We start from the raw sequence: 14,362 nt of genomic DNA on the forward strand, positions 1-14,362 counted from the left end.
TTGAAACAATACCCCCTCTGAGTTGCAACAGGGAACGTGTATTGACAAGTATCTGTTGCCGGTAGCACGCCGTTAAGTGCCTGAGGATCGTACCGAGAAAATAAGGTATGATTGAATTAGGGTGGAACCACGTGTGACACACTCGTCCCTTTGTTGGGGCGAGTGTTTTTATTTTTGTCAAAAAGGGAGTGTCATGGAATGAGTGTTCGGGTTCGTTTTCCTGATGGTAGTGAACGCAGCTATGAAAAGGATGTTACCGTACTGGAAGTCGCAGAATCGATTAGTCGAGGATTAGCAAAAAAAGCGGTAGCGGGGATGATTGATGGTCAATCCGTTGACCTATCCCGCGAAGTTCCCGATGGAGCGGAGGTTAAGATTTTAACGCTGGATGATCCAGAAGGTTTGGAAGTATACCGGCATAGTGCTGCACATTTGATGGCACAGGCCATTAAACGCCTTTATCCTGAGGTGAAGTTGGGGATTGGGCCTGTCATCGAACATGGTTTTTACTATGATGTGGATTTGCCTGAGTCAATTACCGCAGAGGATCTACCGAAAATTGAAAAAGAGATGGAGAAGGTCGTCAAAGAGAACCTCCCAGTTACCCGTCAAGTGGTTTCACGAGAAGAAGCGCTACGTATCTATGAAGAGGTGGGCGATCATCTTAAGTTAGAGTTGATTCGTGAATTGCCAGAGGGTGAGACGATTACCATCTATCATCAGGGTGAATTTTTCGACCTGTGTCGCGGACCCCACCTTGCTTCAACTGGAAAATTAAAAGCCTTTAAACTCCTCAGTGTGGCGGGAGCTTATTGGCGGGGTGACTCAGACAATCAGATGCTACAACGGATCTATGGGACGATTTGGCCGAAAAAGTCCCAGTTGGATGAGCATCTGCAACGATTGGAAGAGGCGAAGGAACGGGATCACCGTAAGTTAGGAAAAGAGCTTGGCATTTTCACTTTATCGAAGGAAGTGGGACAAGGGCTCCCTCTTTGGCTCCCCAAAGGGGCGACGATTCGGCGCACGATTGAGCGCTACATTGTCGATCTAGAAGAGCGTCTTGGCTATGAGCATGTATATACGCCTCATCTAGCCAGTGTGGAATTATACAAAATCTCCGGTCACTGGGATCATTATCATGAGGATATGTATCCGCCGATGCAGATGGATAACGATGAACTAGTTTTGCGCCCGATGAACTGCCCGCACCATATGATGGTGTTTAAAAATGATCTCAAAAGTTACCGCAACTTACCCATCCGGATTGCTGAATTAGGGATGATGCACCGTTATGAGATGTCAGGAGCCCTTTCTGGTTTGCAACGTGTACGGGCGATGACCTTAAATGATGCCCATATCTTCTGTCGTCCTGATCAGATTAAAGGCGAATTTATCCGTGTGGTGCAATTGATCGAACAAGTTTATAAGGATTTTGGCATTAAAGATTTCTGGTATCGCCTCTCCTATCGCGATCCAAAGGATAAGAAGAAATACGTAGATAATGATGCGATGTGGGAAAAGAGCCAGCTCATGCTCAAAGAAGCGATGGACGAATTGGGTGTGGATTATGTCGAAGCGGAAGGGGAAGCGGCCTTTTATGGTCCGAAGCTTGATGTGCAGGTCCAGACTGCACTTGGCAAAGATGAAACCCTCTCCACGGTTCAACTCGATTTCCACTTACCGAACCAGTTTAAACTGGAGTACATTGGAGAAGATGGCGGGCGACATCGCCCGGTTGTGATCCACCGGGGGATCGTTGGTACGATGGAGCGGTTTGTTGCCTTCCTATTGGAGTATTACAAAGGCGCACTCCCGATTTGGTTGTCTCCCGTTCAAGCGAAGGTGATGACGATTGCGGACACCTATCATGATTACGCCTCGGATGTTGTGGACCAATTAAAAGCTGCAGGGATTCGTGCCGAATTGGATGCGCGGAGTGAGAAAATTGGTTATAAGATTAGGGAAGCGCAATTGCAGAAGGTTCCCTACATGTTAGTCATTGGTGAGAAGGAGCAAGAACAAGGAGCGGTCGCAGTTCGTAAGCGAGGCGTTGGGGATCAAGGTGCACGCCCTGTTGCTGAAGTGATCGCTGAAATGAAGCAAGTGATCAACGATAAAAATGAAGGATAAGATCGGATTTGCAAAAAAGACTGGGATAAGGCCATGATGATGGATCGAAGGTTGACAGAGAATGAAGGTGACCCGCTGAAAGCCTTCTAACCCGCTGGATCATTCATTACCTCCTTGGAGTCGCGATGGGGAATAGGTGGAGTTTGGATAGTACCCCCTGAGTATCCTTCGCCGGTGACACACCGTTATGTGTAAAGAGTGACCCTTCCATGGATTCGGGGTCGCTAAATTAGGGTGGAACCACGTGTGACACACTCGTCCCTTGCATGGGACGAGTGTGTTTTTTTATATATAAAGGAGGCGGGTTGGAATGGAGATAGCGATTCAATTACCGGATGGTTCTTCGATGGCGGTGAAGAAAGGGGAGACTGTCGGCGATGTGGCGCGTCGAATTAGCAACAGCCTTTATAAAAAAGCCGTTGCTGGCATGATGGATGACAAGGTGGTGGATCTATCTACCGAGGTGGTTCATGGGGGAACCGTGAGAATTTTGACCCTGGAGGATCAGGAAGGGCTTGCCGTGTACCGGCATAGTGCGGCTCATTTGTTGGCTCAAGCGGTAAAGCGGCTATATCCTGATGGGAAGCTTGGGATCGGACCCGTGATAGAAAATGGTTTCTACTATGATGTGGATCTTCCTCAGTCCCTGACAAGTGCTGATTTGCCTCGCATTGAACAAGCGATGGAGCGTATCGTTCAAGAGAATCACGCCATTCACAGAAAGCTGGTGACGAAGGAAGAGGCCCTTGCAATCTATGAGCAAGTTGGCGATCCCTATAAAGTGGAACTGATCCACGAGTTATCTGCCGATGAGCCCATCACGCTTTATGTTCAAGGGGAGTTTTTTGATCTCTGCCGTGGTCCTCATCTTCCTCGTACGGGTATGTTAAAGGCTTTTAAACTTCTTAGTGTGGCAGGGGCTTATTGGCGTGGCAATACGGACCATCCGATGCTACAACGAGTCTATGGCACGATCTGGCCAAATTCTTCCCAGCTGAAGGAGCATCTACAATCATTAGAAGAAGCGAAGAAAAGGGATCACCGTAAGATTGGAAAAGAACAAGAATTGTTTATGTTTGCCGAGGAAGCACCTGGGATGCCTTTTTATTTGCCGAAGGGAATGGCACTTCGCCAGCAATTGGAAAGCTTTGTGTGCAGGATCTTTCAAGAATCTGGCTATCAAGAAGTACAAACGCCCTTGATGATGAATCGAAAACTTTGGGAGGCATCAGGCCATTGGGAGCACTACCGTGAAAATATGTACGAGACAACGGTAGATGATACGAATTTTGCACTCAAACCGATGAGTTGTCCAGGTCATATGATGATCTTTAAGCAAAAGCGAAGGTCGTATCGGGATCTCCCGCTTCGCTTCGCCGAGTTTGGTCATGTGCATCGTCATGAATATTCTGGTGCACTGCAGGGACTCTTTCGGGTGAGAGCCTTTACCCAGGATGATGCCCATCTCTTTGTCAGACCCGATCAAGTCAAAGAAGAAGTTGCGCAAACGATGAACTTGATTGATCGCATCTATTCAGCCTTTGGTTTTAAGTGGTCCGTTGAGTTGTCCACCCGCCCGGTTGACTCCATGGGAGAGGAGAATTTATGGGTAGAGGCAGAGAATGCTTTAACAGCCGTCTTAAGGGAGCGCGGAGCAGCGTACCGGATTAATGAAGGGGATGGTGCGTTTTATGGACCCAAAATTGATTTTCATATCCGTGATGCCTTAGGGCGCAGTCATCAGTGTGCTACGATTCAACTCGATTTTCAGATGCCTGAGAAGTTCGATCTAACTTATATTGGGGAAGATAATCAGCGTCATCGACCCATTGTCATTCACCGGGCAGTGATGGGTTCCATTGATCGTTTTCTAGGGATCTTGGTAGAACATTATGGTGGAGGGTTTCCGCTATGGCTAGCGCCTGTACAGGTAAAGGTGCTCACCCTTTCCGATTCGGATCGTGAGCAAGGCACCCTTGTTGTGCATCAATTAAAAGCGGCAGACATTCGCGTGGAACTGGATGCCCGACAGGAGAAAATCGGGTACAAGGTGCGTGAAGCGCAACTGCAACAAGTCCCCTACATGCTAGTGATTGGAAAAAAGGAACGGGAACAGAATGGGGTCTCCGTTCGTAAACGGGGGATTGGAGAAATGGGGATCGATTCGTTAGAAACGGTGTTATCACGGATACAAGAAGAGATCAAAGAAAGAAGATGAGGGCAAGGGTTGATGTGCCATGTGCCTGCATCCCTTGACAAGGAATACGTAAGGTGATAATATTTTTTAGGTATCAAGCAGAAGCGCCCGCTTCTCACCTGATCGACGCACCGGCTGTCGGCAGGTTCCCGGATCCTTAAATGATGGAAGTGGACCGAGGTGTGGGCATGCATCTGCCAACACCTTTTTTGTATGTCTGTCTTCTTTGTGGTTATGTACTGAAAAGAAACAGATACGAAAGGTTTAAGGCTGGACGAAGCCTTCACCCTGACCGTTATGGTTGTGTGAATGGGTGAGAAGCCCTTGGTACGTCAATGAACTTTCCATCGGAGGTGGCAGGTTATTAGCAGGGAACAGCAACAGCTGAACGAGGCAATCCGTGCCCGCGAGGTGCGGCTAATCGATGCGGAAGGTAACCAGTTGGGAATTAAGCCTTTCCGTGAGGCACTAAGCATGGCGCAGGAAGCCGAGCTGGACCTCGTGAACGTCGCTCCTCAGGCCAAACCGCCTGTTTGTCGGATTATGGATTACGGCAAATACCGTTATGAGCAAAGCAAGCGGGAAAAAGAAGCGCGTAAAAACCAGAAGACCGTTCAACTCAAAGAAGTACGCTTTAGCTCGAACATCGAAGATCACGATGTGAATACCAAGCTTCGCAACGTGAAAAAATTTCTTTCTAACGGGGATAAAGTGAAACTATCCATCCGTTTTCGTGGTCGGGAAATTACCCACCAGGACTTGGGTCGGAAGATGTTGGCCCGAGTTGCGGAAGAAGTGAAAGATATCGGAGATGTGGAGCGCCAGCCCAAGCTGGAAGGCCGCCAGATGATTATGATTTTGGCGCCGAAAAACACCAACAGCTGAGGAGTGACCCCCATGCCGAAAATGAAGACGCGCCGTGCGGCCGCAAAGCGTTTCAACAAAACCGGCACCGGCAAGATCAAACGCAACCATGCGTTTACCAGTCATATTCTTGAAAGCAAATCCCCTAAACGTAAGCGTAAATTACGTAAGGGTGCCTTGATGGCTAAAGGTGACGTGAAACGCACCAAGCAACTTATCGCTTATAAGTAACTACTACGGACGACCGTTTGAGTCTGGAGGGAATTAATCATGGCACGTGTCAAAGGCGGTACCGTTACACGTCGGCGTCGCAAAAAGGTTTTAAAGCTCGCCCGCGGTTATTACGGTTCAAAACATACGCTCTTTAAGACGGCAAAACAAGCAGTGATGAAATCGTTGATGTTCGCTTATCGCGATCGTCGCCAGAAAAAACGGGATTTCCGCAAGCTGTGGATTACCCGGATCAACGCTGCTGCACGTATGAATGGCCTGTCCTACAGCAAGCTAATGTTTGGTTTGAAGCAAGCTGGAGTGAACGTCAACCGTAAGATGTTGGCGGATCTCGCTATTCATGATGAAAAAGCCTTCTCTGAACTAGCAAAACTAGCAAAAGATAAGGTCAACGCTTAATAATGAAATAATCCCATCTCTTATCTTCATGATAGGAGAGAGTGTATAGGCTGTCGAGACCATCTCGACAGCCTATTTCTTTTGCATCGAACTCTGTGTATTACTTGGATCGCTACCATATATATAGGAATATACGAGGTGTATACGAGGTGTAGAGGAGGGTTTTCGATGCCTACATTTATCTATACCGGAGGGTTACAGACCCTGACAATTCCCGAGGGAGTATGTACGGTGACCATTCAGGCGCAAGGGGCAGCGGGGGGGAGTAACCCAGCTCTAGTGGGTTCTGATGGAGGATTAGGTGCCTCTATCCAAGGGTTGTTTACCGTTACCCCTGGGGATGTGTTATCCATTGTGGTAGGGGGGCAAGGAGGCGACGCCAGTGGTACGGGAATAGGTCTTCAAGGAGGCGGCGGCGGGGGAGGAGGTTCCTTTGTTTGGTTTGGTAGTAGCTTTGGGGAGGTAAACCCGTCCACCCTGATGGTAGCAGCAGGAGGTGGAGGCGGGGGTGGTGGATTGAACGTATTAAGTGAAGTAGGCGGAAGTGGGATGACGACGAGTAGTGGACAGGACGGCGGAAATGCAGCCGGTGGATTTGGTGCTGGAGGGATGGATGGGTCTGGTGGGTCTGGTGGGAATGGCGGAATGGGTATGGCTAGGGGAGGGGGAGGGGGAGGCGGTGGAAGCCCTTTCTCTAACGGAGGGAATGGAGCGGGGAACGCTGGTGGGGATGGGGGAGTGAGTATCGTAGCAGGTGGAGCGGGAGGAGGGGGAGGAACCGGTAGTAGCGGTGTCATTATAGGTGGAGATGGAGGATTTGGTGGCGGAGGCGGAGGAAGTGATCGGAATGGCGGAGGAGGCGGGGGATTTAGCGGAGGCGGAGGAGGCACCGGAATTAATGTTGATATCGGAGGTGGAAGCGCCGGAGGCGGAGGAGGCGGAGGCTCCTTTAATGGAGGCTCCAATCCAGTGAATATGGCCGGGGTACGTGCAGGGAATGGGGTTGTGGAGATCACCTATGAAGCGCCGACACTTACCTGCTCAAACATTACGGTCGCCAATGATCGTGGCGCCTGTGGAGCCAACGTTACCTTTAGCGGGCTTGAGACGTGTCCCGGGCTCAGTATCGACTGCTCTCCGGCATCGGGTTCCTTTTTTCCCGTGGGCACGACGACAGTAACGTGTACAGGGAGCAATGAGGCGGGGAGCACCACCTGTAGCTTTACGGTCACCGTCATCGATACGGAGCCCCCCGAGATCTCCGGGCTTAACGATATCGATATAGAAACGAGTGATCCCAATGGTACTGTCGTCACCTACCCGGACCCCAGGGTGACGGATAATTGTCCGGGAGAGATTACTGTCACTTGTTCCCCTGCTTCGGGCTCTTTCTTCCCCTTAGGAATGACGATGGTTACTTGTACTGCGACGGATCCAAGCGGCAATACGGCAACGGGCACCTTTATTGTCGTGGTTACTTCGTCCCAAGAGGAGTAAGAGAAATCGCTTTTCTTCAACGATAGTAATCCTGATTTGCTGGAGGTTACTCTGTTAAGAAATTAGGAAGCGGGAAAAATGAGTAATATTTTTATGTATAATGAAGAGATTTATATTATATATAATGGATAATCGATAAATTTTGATTTTTAATATCAAGGAGGGCTTTCGATGCCTACATTTACGTATACCGGGGCGTTACAGACCCTGACAATTCCAGGAGGAGTTTGTACGGTGACCATTCAGGCGCAAGGGGCAGCGGGGGGAAGCAACCCAGCTCTAACAGGTGCTGAAGGGGGATTAGGTGCCTCCATCCAAGGGTTGTTTACCGTTACCCCTGGGGATGTGTTATCCATTGTGGTAGGGGGTCAAGGAGGCGATGCCATTGGTGCGGATATATCCTTTCAAGCAGGCGGCGGCGGGGGAGGGGGTTCCTTCGTCTGGTTTGGTAGTAGCTTTGGGGAGGTAAACCCGTCCACCCTGTTGGTCGCAGCTGGTGGTGGCGGCGGGGGTGGTGGATTGAATACATCAAGTGAAGTAGGCGGAGATGGGATGACAACGAGTAGTGGTCAGGACGGTGGGAATGCAGCCGGTGGATTTGGTGCTGGGGGGATGGATGGGAATAGTGGGTCCGGTGGGAATTTTGAAATGGGTTTGGCTACGGGAGGTGGAGCCGGAGGCGGTGGAAGTCCTTACTTTAACGGAGGAGATGGGGCGGGGAACGCTGGTGGAATTGGGGGAGTGAGTATCGTAGCAGGTGGAGCCGGAGGAGCGGGAGGAACCGGTGGCGGTGAGTTTACAGGTGGAGCCGGAGGATTTGGCGGAGGTGGCGGTGGGAGTGATCGGAATGGCGGGGGTGGCGGTGGATTTAGTGGAGGCGGAGGCGGCACAGGAACTAGTAATGCTATGGGAGGTGGAAGCGCTGGAGGCGGAGGAGGCGGCGGCTCCTTTAATGGGGGATCCAATCCAGTGAATATGGCGGGGGTACGTGCGGGGAATGGGATTGTGGAGGTCACCTATGAAGCGCCAACTCTTACCTGCTCCAATATGACCGTCGCCAATGATCGTGGCGCCTGTGGAGCCAACGTTACCTTTAGCGGGCTTGGGACGTGTCCCGGGCTCATGATCGATTGTTCCCCTGCCTCAGGTTCTTTCTTTTCCGTAGGGACTACGAGCGTGACGTGTACGGCAATGGATACCGTGGGAGGGAGTGCTACCTGTAGCTTTACTGTCACTGTCATCGATACAGAACCTCCAGTCATTTCCGGGCTCCACGATATCGATGTGGAAACGAACAATCCCAATGGTACGGTCGTTACCTATCCCGATCCCACGGTGACGGACAATTGTCCGGGAGAGATCACCGTCACCTGTTCCCCTGCCTCAGGTTCTTTCTTCCCCTTAGGAATGACGATGGTTACTTGTACTGCGACGGATCCAAGCGGCAATACGGCAACGGGCACCTTTATTGTCGTGGTTACTTCGTCCCAAGAGGAGTAAGAAATCGTTTTTCAGCGAAGAATTAACCAGAACACCATCCGATTGTAGGTACAGGTCAAAGGAAGGTGAAAAACTTTCATAGAAAGCAGAATGATCGCAATATCGATTTTATTTATTAGCAATCTTAAATAATAAAGCTGTTTAGAGAGTCGATATCAAACTAAACAGCTTTTTTTATGTGCTATGACGTTCATCCGATGAATATCTGCAACATACATAAAGAGATAAGAGTTTGAAAAGGAGGGCGTGTTATGCCCGCATTTACATATACAGGAGCATTGCAGACGCTAACAATCCCAGGAGGGGTCTGTCGTGTGACGATTCAGGCCCAAGGTGCTGCAGGGGGAAGTAATCTATTTTATAGTTCCTTTGATGAGGATGGAGGCGGGCTAGGTGCATCGATTCAAGGGACGTTTGCGGTTGCACCTGGTGATGTGTTATCGATTGTCGTTGGCGGGCAAGGGGGCGACACACCGGATATTAATGAACCGAATGGTGGGGGTGGAGGCGGAGGTGGTTCCTTCGTTTGGCAAGGCAGTAGTTTTGGGGAGTTAAATCCGTCTACCTTATTAGTAGCGGCAGGGGGTGGAGGCGGGGGTGCGGGATTTGACTTTGGTGAAGATGACAGTGGGAGTGCTTCTGGTGGAAGTGGGATGATTGGGAGTATCGGGCAGGATGGGGGGAATGCAGCCGGTGGATTTGGTGCAGGGGGGACTGCTGGGAACGGTGGGTCAGGTGGAAATGGCGGGATGATGGCGGGGTTGGGCGGAGGAGGCGGAGGCGGAGGCGGAATAAATTTTAACGGAGGAAATGGTTTTGGGAACGCAGGCGGTGATGGGGGAGTGAGCATTGTTGCGGGTGGAGCTGGCGGTGCAGGGGGTGTGGGTGCCATGGGTGACTATATCGGAGGCGATGGAGGATTTGGTGGCGGCGGGGGTGGGAGTGATCGGAATGGAGGAGGCGGAGGTGGGTTTAGTGGCGGTGGTGGCGGTACGGGTGTTGGTTTTTTTGTAGCGGCTGGAGGAGGCGGAGGCGGAGGTTCCTTTAATGGGGGCACTAATCCGGTCCATATGGAGGGAGTACGCGCGGGGAATGGCATTGTAGAGATTATTTATGAAGCGCCGACCCTTACCTGCTCGAACATTACGGTCGCCAATGATCGTGGCGCCTGTGGAGCCAACGTTACCTATAACGAGCTTGAAACATGCCCCGGACTCGACGTCACTTGCTCTCCTGCCTCGGGTTCCTTCTTTTCCGTGGGTACAACGACGGTGACGTGTACCGCGATGGATACCGTGGGAGGGAGCACTACCTGTCGTTTTATCGTTACGGTTATTGATACGGAGCCCCCTGAGATCTCCGGACTTAACGATATCGATGTCGAAACGAATGATCCCAATGGTACGGTCGTCACCTACCCCGATCCCATAGTGACGGATAACTGTCCGGGAGAGATCACCGTCACCTGTTCCCCTGCCTCGGGTTCCTTTTTCCCCTTCGGGATGACGACGGTTACTTGTACTGCGACAGATCCGAGTGGCAACACGGCAACCGAGACGTTTACGGTGTTTGTGACCTCATCTCAAGAAGAGTAATGGATTTTTTTGCAAACGGTATCGATCAATTACACCCTCGTGAAGATCCCCTACATGATGAATGTAGGGGATCTTTATGGAGAAAAAAGGTAATGAAATATGGTTTTGATTCTTCACTGAAGATTGAAATAAGGCCTTCTTTCAATTTGAAAAGGAGGGATTTTACGAAATTGGGGGATATTAATAGGGACAAGGGTGTTTGAGGGGGCGTGTAGGGTCATTGATTAATAAGAAAAATTTATCCTTGATGGTATGGCTCATCGTGCTTGTACTGGGTGCCTGCACGTTCCTATTCATGGATCGAGGGCAATTCAACCCAGAGACCATTCGATATGTGGTGCTTTCATATGGTGTTTGGGCACCGATTCTCTATTTGTTGATGCATATCGTTCGGCCTTTATTCTTGGTGCCTGCCACGGTACTAGCGGTTGCCTCAGGGATTACTTTTGGACCCTGGTGGGGGACTTTGTTGGATGCAAGTGGTTCTCTTGCTGGAGCGATGGTAGCTTTTTCGCTTGCCCGCTGGTTAGGCAAGGAGACAGTGAGTCGATGGCTAAATCAATTTACGCATTGGGAACGATGGATGGTGGATGAAGGGTTTCGTACGATTGTGATTTCTCGTTTAATCCCCTTTCTTCCCTTTGATGCGATTAGCTATGGTGCAGGGTTCTCCAATATCAAGGTGAACGATTATTTTTGGGCGACAGTGATTGGGATTCTCCCTGGGGCCTTTGTGTTTAATGTGCTAGGGTATTCGCTTCATGATCTGTTCTCTCCGTTGTTCTTTGCCTCACTGGGAGCAGCTCTTGTACTCGCCATCTCACCCTGGTTGTTTCGACGACTTCGTCGTAATTATGTGAAACAAAAGTAAGAAAGTGACCCGGGAAAATAGATCACTTTCTCTTTCATGATGACGGTTTATGTACAATGCTTAATCAATTAATTTTTGGAGAAGGTGCAACAGTGAATCAAGCTCCTCATCGGATAGTGTATGAAAGAGCTGTTGGAAATACTGGAACCGACGTTTTACCATTTCATTGTAAACCTCGGTTCCAGCTGGGGTAATCGCAAGTTCTACAATTCGTTTGTCATCAGTGGAGCGGTGACGACTGATCCAACCTTTTTTCACCATGCGATTCACATGTTGCGTAACATGGCTGTTGGTTACGTTTAGTTCGCTAGAAAGATCGGAACCTTTGCTAGGGCCCTGTGTATGTAATTGATGCAAAAATACAAAATCAGCGACTCCCCAGTTCTCTTCCAGTTGTTGTTGAATGCCGCGACGAAGTTTATGAACGACATGTTGAAAGGCTTGAATAGTATCATGGGTCATTTGTGTACGATCAGACAAGGTGATCCTTCCTCTCGAGTAACTAATAGTTAATATTGTTAAGTATATGCCATTTGCATTCTACAGTGCGGAAACTTTTTTGTCAATCAATGGGTATGAAAATGTTGCCAATGAGAAAGCATCCACTGAGCCGAGAAGAAGAATTCTTCCATGCAGATCCAGCTTTTTAGATCCAATCAGGGAAAAAAATCGTGACTTCTGTCAGGGAATCGATTAAACTGGTCTGAAAAATGTTGACCGATGACAAGGAGGTAACAACAATTGAGCACCAATGAGACAAAAGATCTGCGGATTCGAAGCCATGTCATCAGCGAAGGGGCAAACCGCGTACCGAATCGGGCGATGCTTAGAGCGACAGGCTTTACGGACGAAGATTTTCAAAAACCGATGATTGGTGTTGCAAGTACCTGGTCTGAAGTAACGCCGTGTAATATGCACATTAAAGAGTTGGCAGAAGAGGCGAAACGAGGCGCAGTGGAAGCGGGTGGGGCTCCGATGATTTTTAATACCATTACCGTTTCCGATGGCATTTCCATGGGACACGAGGGAATGCATTATTCCCTACCTAGCCGTGAAGTGATTGCCGATTCGATCGAAACGGTGATTGGTGCTGAGCGATTGGATGCCTATGTAGCGATTGGCGGTTGTGATAAAAACATGCCAGGGTGCATGATCGCAATCGGACGTACCGATGTTCCTGCAGTTTTTGTCTATGGCGGGACGATTCGACCAGGAAAACTGGACGGAAAAGATATTGACATTGTCTCTGCCTTTGAAGGGGTGGGCCAGTATAACCAAGGAACAATCGATCGGGAAGGCTTGCACGAGATTGAGTGTCATGCCTGTCCAGGAGCAGGTTCTTGTGGTGGGATGTATACCGCCAATACCATGTCCTCAGCGATTGAAGCCTTAGGGATGAGTCTGCCAGGAAGTTCCTCTAATCCCGCTGAAACCAAGGAGAAATTAGCGGATTGTCGGGAGGCTGGAGCAGCAGCTGTCGAACTATTGCGTAAAGGAATCTATCCCAAGGATATTATGACGAAAGAAGCATTTGAAAATGCCATTACTGTGGTGATGGCGTTGGGAGGGTCCACCAATGCCATTCTGCATTTACTGGCAATGGCCCATTCGGTGGATGTGGATCTAACCATGGATGATTTTGAACGAGTGAGGGAACGGGTGCCCCATATCGCAGATTTAAAACCTTCGGGTCGATTTGTTATGCAGGATCTGTATGAAGCTGGAGGTGTGCCAGCAGTGATGAAAGTCTTGTTAGAACAAGGTCTTCTTCATGGTGATTGCCTTACGGTGACGGGTAAAACGATAAAAGAAAATTTGGCGGAGGCAGAGCCCCTTCGCGCGGGACAAGAAGTAATACGCCCTTTTGACAAACCATTCCGAAAAACTGGTCCACTGGTGGTTTTAGAAGGGAATCTCGCACCTGAAGGGGCAGTTGCGAAGGTGTCGGGCCTCAAGGTGAATCAGTTGACTGGTCCTGCGCGTGTTTTTGATTCCGAAGAGGCAGCGACAGCAGCCATCCTTTCTGATCAGATTAAGGTAGGCGATGTGGTCATTATCCGCTACGAGGGACCCAAAGGGGGGCCAGGGATGCCGGAAATGCTCTCCATCACAGGAATGTTGGTCGGAAAGGGACTAGGTGAGAAGGTAGCCCTGTTGACAGATGGTCGATTTTCGGGGGGTTCTCATGGGTTGGTCATTGGACATATTGCCCCAGAAGCCCAAGTAGGGGGTCCAATCGCACTGGTAGAAGATGGTGATCAGGTAACCATTGATTCGGTAAAGCGAGAATTATCCGTAGCGCTTTCTCCTGAGGAGCTAAGCCGTCGCCGCTCTGCGTGGCAAGAACGGCCCCTTCCTGTACGCCGTGGTGTCCTTCATAAGTACAGTAAACTCGTCTCTTCTGCCTCAAAGGGAGCTGTCACCGATTGATCAAAATTTATTTTGAGAGACTGGTTGACAAAGGTAGAAGCACCTGCCTATAATAGCACCTAAATAATTCAAGAATTTAGCGATGAGATGCATGAAAGCAACTCCGTGTATGATGGGAGGGTACCTAGGGTTCCGCTCGCTTTGCGAGGTCTGTGACCGAGTGGTACCAACACCAACTGGTGTACACCGTGAGGATAAAAGCCTCTGCGGAAGGTCCTACCTTGATTGAGGTTGAAAGGTATGGATTTTCCCCAGGGGCTTCTTGTATGCCCTAGGAAACTGAAAATAATTAAGATTCAATGGATTATGTGAATGCGATGAAGAGGCCATACCCTTTGGAAAATCCTATCACAGAGAGTCCTGGAAATGCTGAAACCAGGACAGTGGACCCAAAGGCGTGCTCACCTCGGAGCTGTGCGTCGAAAGGTGGGAAACCCCTTAGTAGAACGTTACCGGATGATCGCCGTTACCGATCAGGGTATTTCAAAGTTGGAATACCTGCCGAGTCTGTTCGCCGCGAGGCGACAGAGATATTGGGTGGTACCGCGAACCCTTCGCCCCAATCAACTGTAACAGCGTTAGACTGTCTATGGTTGGTGGGCGAAGGGTTTTATTATTTTACAATTAGGGGGTTGAACCTGGATG

Annotated in this window: 12 protein-coding genes; 11 read left to right on the top strand and 1 reads right to left on the bottom strand. The window is 49.7% G+C overall.

Annotated features, from left to right (window positions below; translation table 11 throughout):
* The first annotated feature begins 198 nt into the window (after positions 1-198).
* From thrS (CHX35_RS09630) to CHX35_RS09690, 9 genes are all read left to right on the top strand, one after another.
* On the top strand, positions 199-2,133 hold the full coding sequence (gene thrS / locus CHX35_RS09630) for a threonine--tRNA ligase (protein ID WP_091836960.1): 1,935 nt from the start codon (positions 199-201) through the stop codon (positions 2,131-2,133).
* Positions 2,134-2,443: 310 nt separating this feature from the next.
* Positions 2,444-4,351 carry a threonine--tRNA ligase gene (gene thrS / locus CHX35_RS09635; protein ID WP_091836961.1) on the top strand — a complete coding sequence of 636 codons (1,908 nt, stop codon included), beginning with the start codon at positions 2,444-2,446 and terminating at the stop codon, positions 4,349-4,351.
* A 342-nt stretch (positions 4,352-4,693) separates the two neighbouring features.
* Positions 4,694-5,215 (top strand): translation initiation factor IF-3, encoded by a 522-nt coding sequence (gene infC, locus CHX35_RS09640; RefSeq protein ID WP_091836963.1) that lies wholly within the window; start codon positions 4,694-4,696, stop codon positions 5,213-5,215.
* 12 nt (positions 5,216-5,227) lie between these two features.
* Positions 5,228-5,425, top strand: a complete 198-nt coding sequence (rpmI, locus tag CHX35_RS09645) for a 50S ribosomal protein L35 (protein ID WP_091836964.1) — start codon at positions 5,228-5,230, stop codon at positions 5,423-5,425.
* 39 nt (positions 5,426-5,464) lie between these two features.
* Positions 5,465-5,824, top strand: a complete 360-nt coding sequence (rplT, locus tag CHX35_RS09650) for a 50S ribosomal protein L20 (RefSeq protein ID WP_091836966.1) — start codon at positions 5,465-5,467, stop codon at positions 5,822-5,824.
* A 168-nt stretch (positions 5,825-5,992) separates the two neighbouring features.
* Positions 5,993-7,321, top strand: coding sequence for an HYR domain-containing protein (locus CHX35_RS18020; RefSeq protein ID WP_140413591.1), 1,329 nt, complete (start codon positions 5,993-5,995; stop codon positions 7,319-7,321).
* Positions 7,322-7,492: 171 nt separating this feature from the next.
* On the top strand, positions 7,493-8,821 hold the full coding sequence (locus tag CHX35_RS18025; protein WP_091836969.1) for an HYR domain-containing protein: 1,329 nt from the start codon (positions 7,493-7,495) through the stop codon (positions 8,819-8,821).
* Between the two features lie 251 nt (positions 8,822-9,072).
* Entirely contained in the window at positions 9,073-10,416 is a 1,344-nt protein-coding gene (locus CHX35_RS18030) for an HYR domain-containing protein (RefSeq protein ID WP_176392008.1), read from the top strand.
* A 220-nt stretch (positions 10,417-10,636) separates the two neighbouring features.
* Entirely contained in the window at positions 10,637-11,287 is a 651-nt protein-coding gene (locus CHX35_RS09690) for a TVP38/TMEM64 family protein (protein WP_091836972.1), read from the top strand.
* Between the two features lie 60 nt (positions 11,288-11,347).
* Here the strand turns inward: CHX35_RS09690 and CHX35_RS09695 are convergent, their stop codons facing one another.
* Positions 11,348-11,767 carry a MarR family winged helix-turn-helix transcriptional regulator gene (locus CHX35_RS09695; protein ID WP_091836974.1) on the bottom strand — a complete coding sequence of 140 codons (420 nt, stop codon included), beginning with the start codon at positions 11,765-11,767 and terminating at the stop codon, positions 11,348-11,350.
* A 261-nt stretch (positions 11,768-12,028) separates the two neighbouring features.
* Here CHX35_RS09695 and ilvD point away from each other — a divergent pair, with 261 nt between their 5' ends.
* Positions 12,029-13,717, top strand: a complete 1,689-nt coding sequence (gene ilvD, locus CHX35_RS09700) for a dihydroxy-acid dehydratase (protein WP_091836976.1) — start codon at positions 12,029-12,031, stop codon at positions 13,715-13,717.
* 366 nt (positions 13,718-14,083) lie between these two features.
* Positions 14,084-14,290 (top strand): hypothetical protein, encoded by a 207-nt coding sequence (locus tag CHX35_RS17275; RefSeq protein WP_140413592.1) that lies wholly within the window; start codon positions 14,084-14,086, stop codon positions 14,288-14,290.
* Positions 14,291-14,362 lie beyond the last annotated feature (72 nt).

The organism is Marininema halotolerans (assembly GCF_900116235.1).
Lineage (GTDB): Bacteria > Bacillota > Bacilli > Thermoactinomycetales > DSM-45169 > Marininema > Marininema halotolerans.

Excerpts from the sequence above, each read along its gene's own strand:
- thrS (WP_091836960.1), top strand. The coding sequence starts at position 199 with ATGAGTGTTCGGGTTCGTTTTCCTGATGGTAGTGAACGCAGCTATGAA.
- thrS (WP_091836961.1), top strand. The coding sequence starts at position 2,444 with ATGGAGATAGCGATTCAATTACCGGATGGTTCTTCGATGGCGGTGAAG.
- rpmI (WP_091836964.1), top strand. The coding sequence starts at position 5,228 with ATGCCGAAAATGAAGACGCGCCGTGCGGCCGCAAAGCGTTTCAACAAA.
- rplT (WP_091836966.1), top strand. The coding sequence starts at position 5,465 with ATGGCACGTGTCAAAGGCGGTACCGTTACACGTCGGCGTCGCAAAAAG.
- CHX35_RS18020 (WP_140413591.1), top strand. The coding sequence starts at position 5,993 with ATGCCTACATTTATCTATACCGGAGGGTTACAGACCCTGACAATTCCC.
- CHX35_RS18025 (WP_091836969.1), top strand. The coding sequence starts at position 7,493 with ATGCCTACATTTACGTATACCGGGGCGTTACAGACCCTGACAATTCCA.
- CHX35_RS18030 (WP_176392008.1), top strand. The coding sequence starts at position 9,073 with ATGCCCGCATTTACATATACAGGAGCATTGCAGACGCTAACAATCCCA.
- CHX35_RS17275 (WP_140413592.1), top strand. The coding sequence starts at position 14,084 with ATGCTGAAACCAGGACAGTGGACCCAAAGGCGTGCTCACCTCGGAGCT.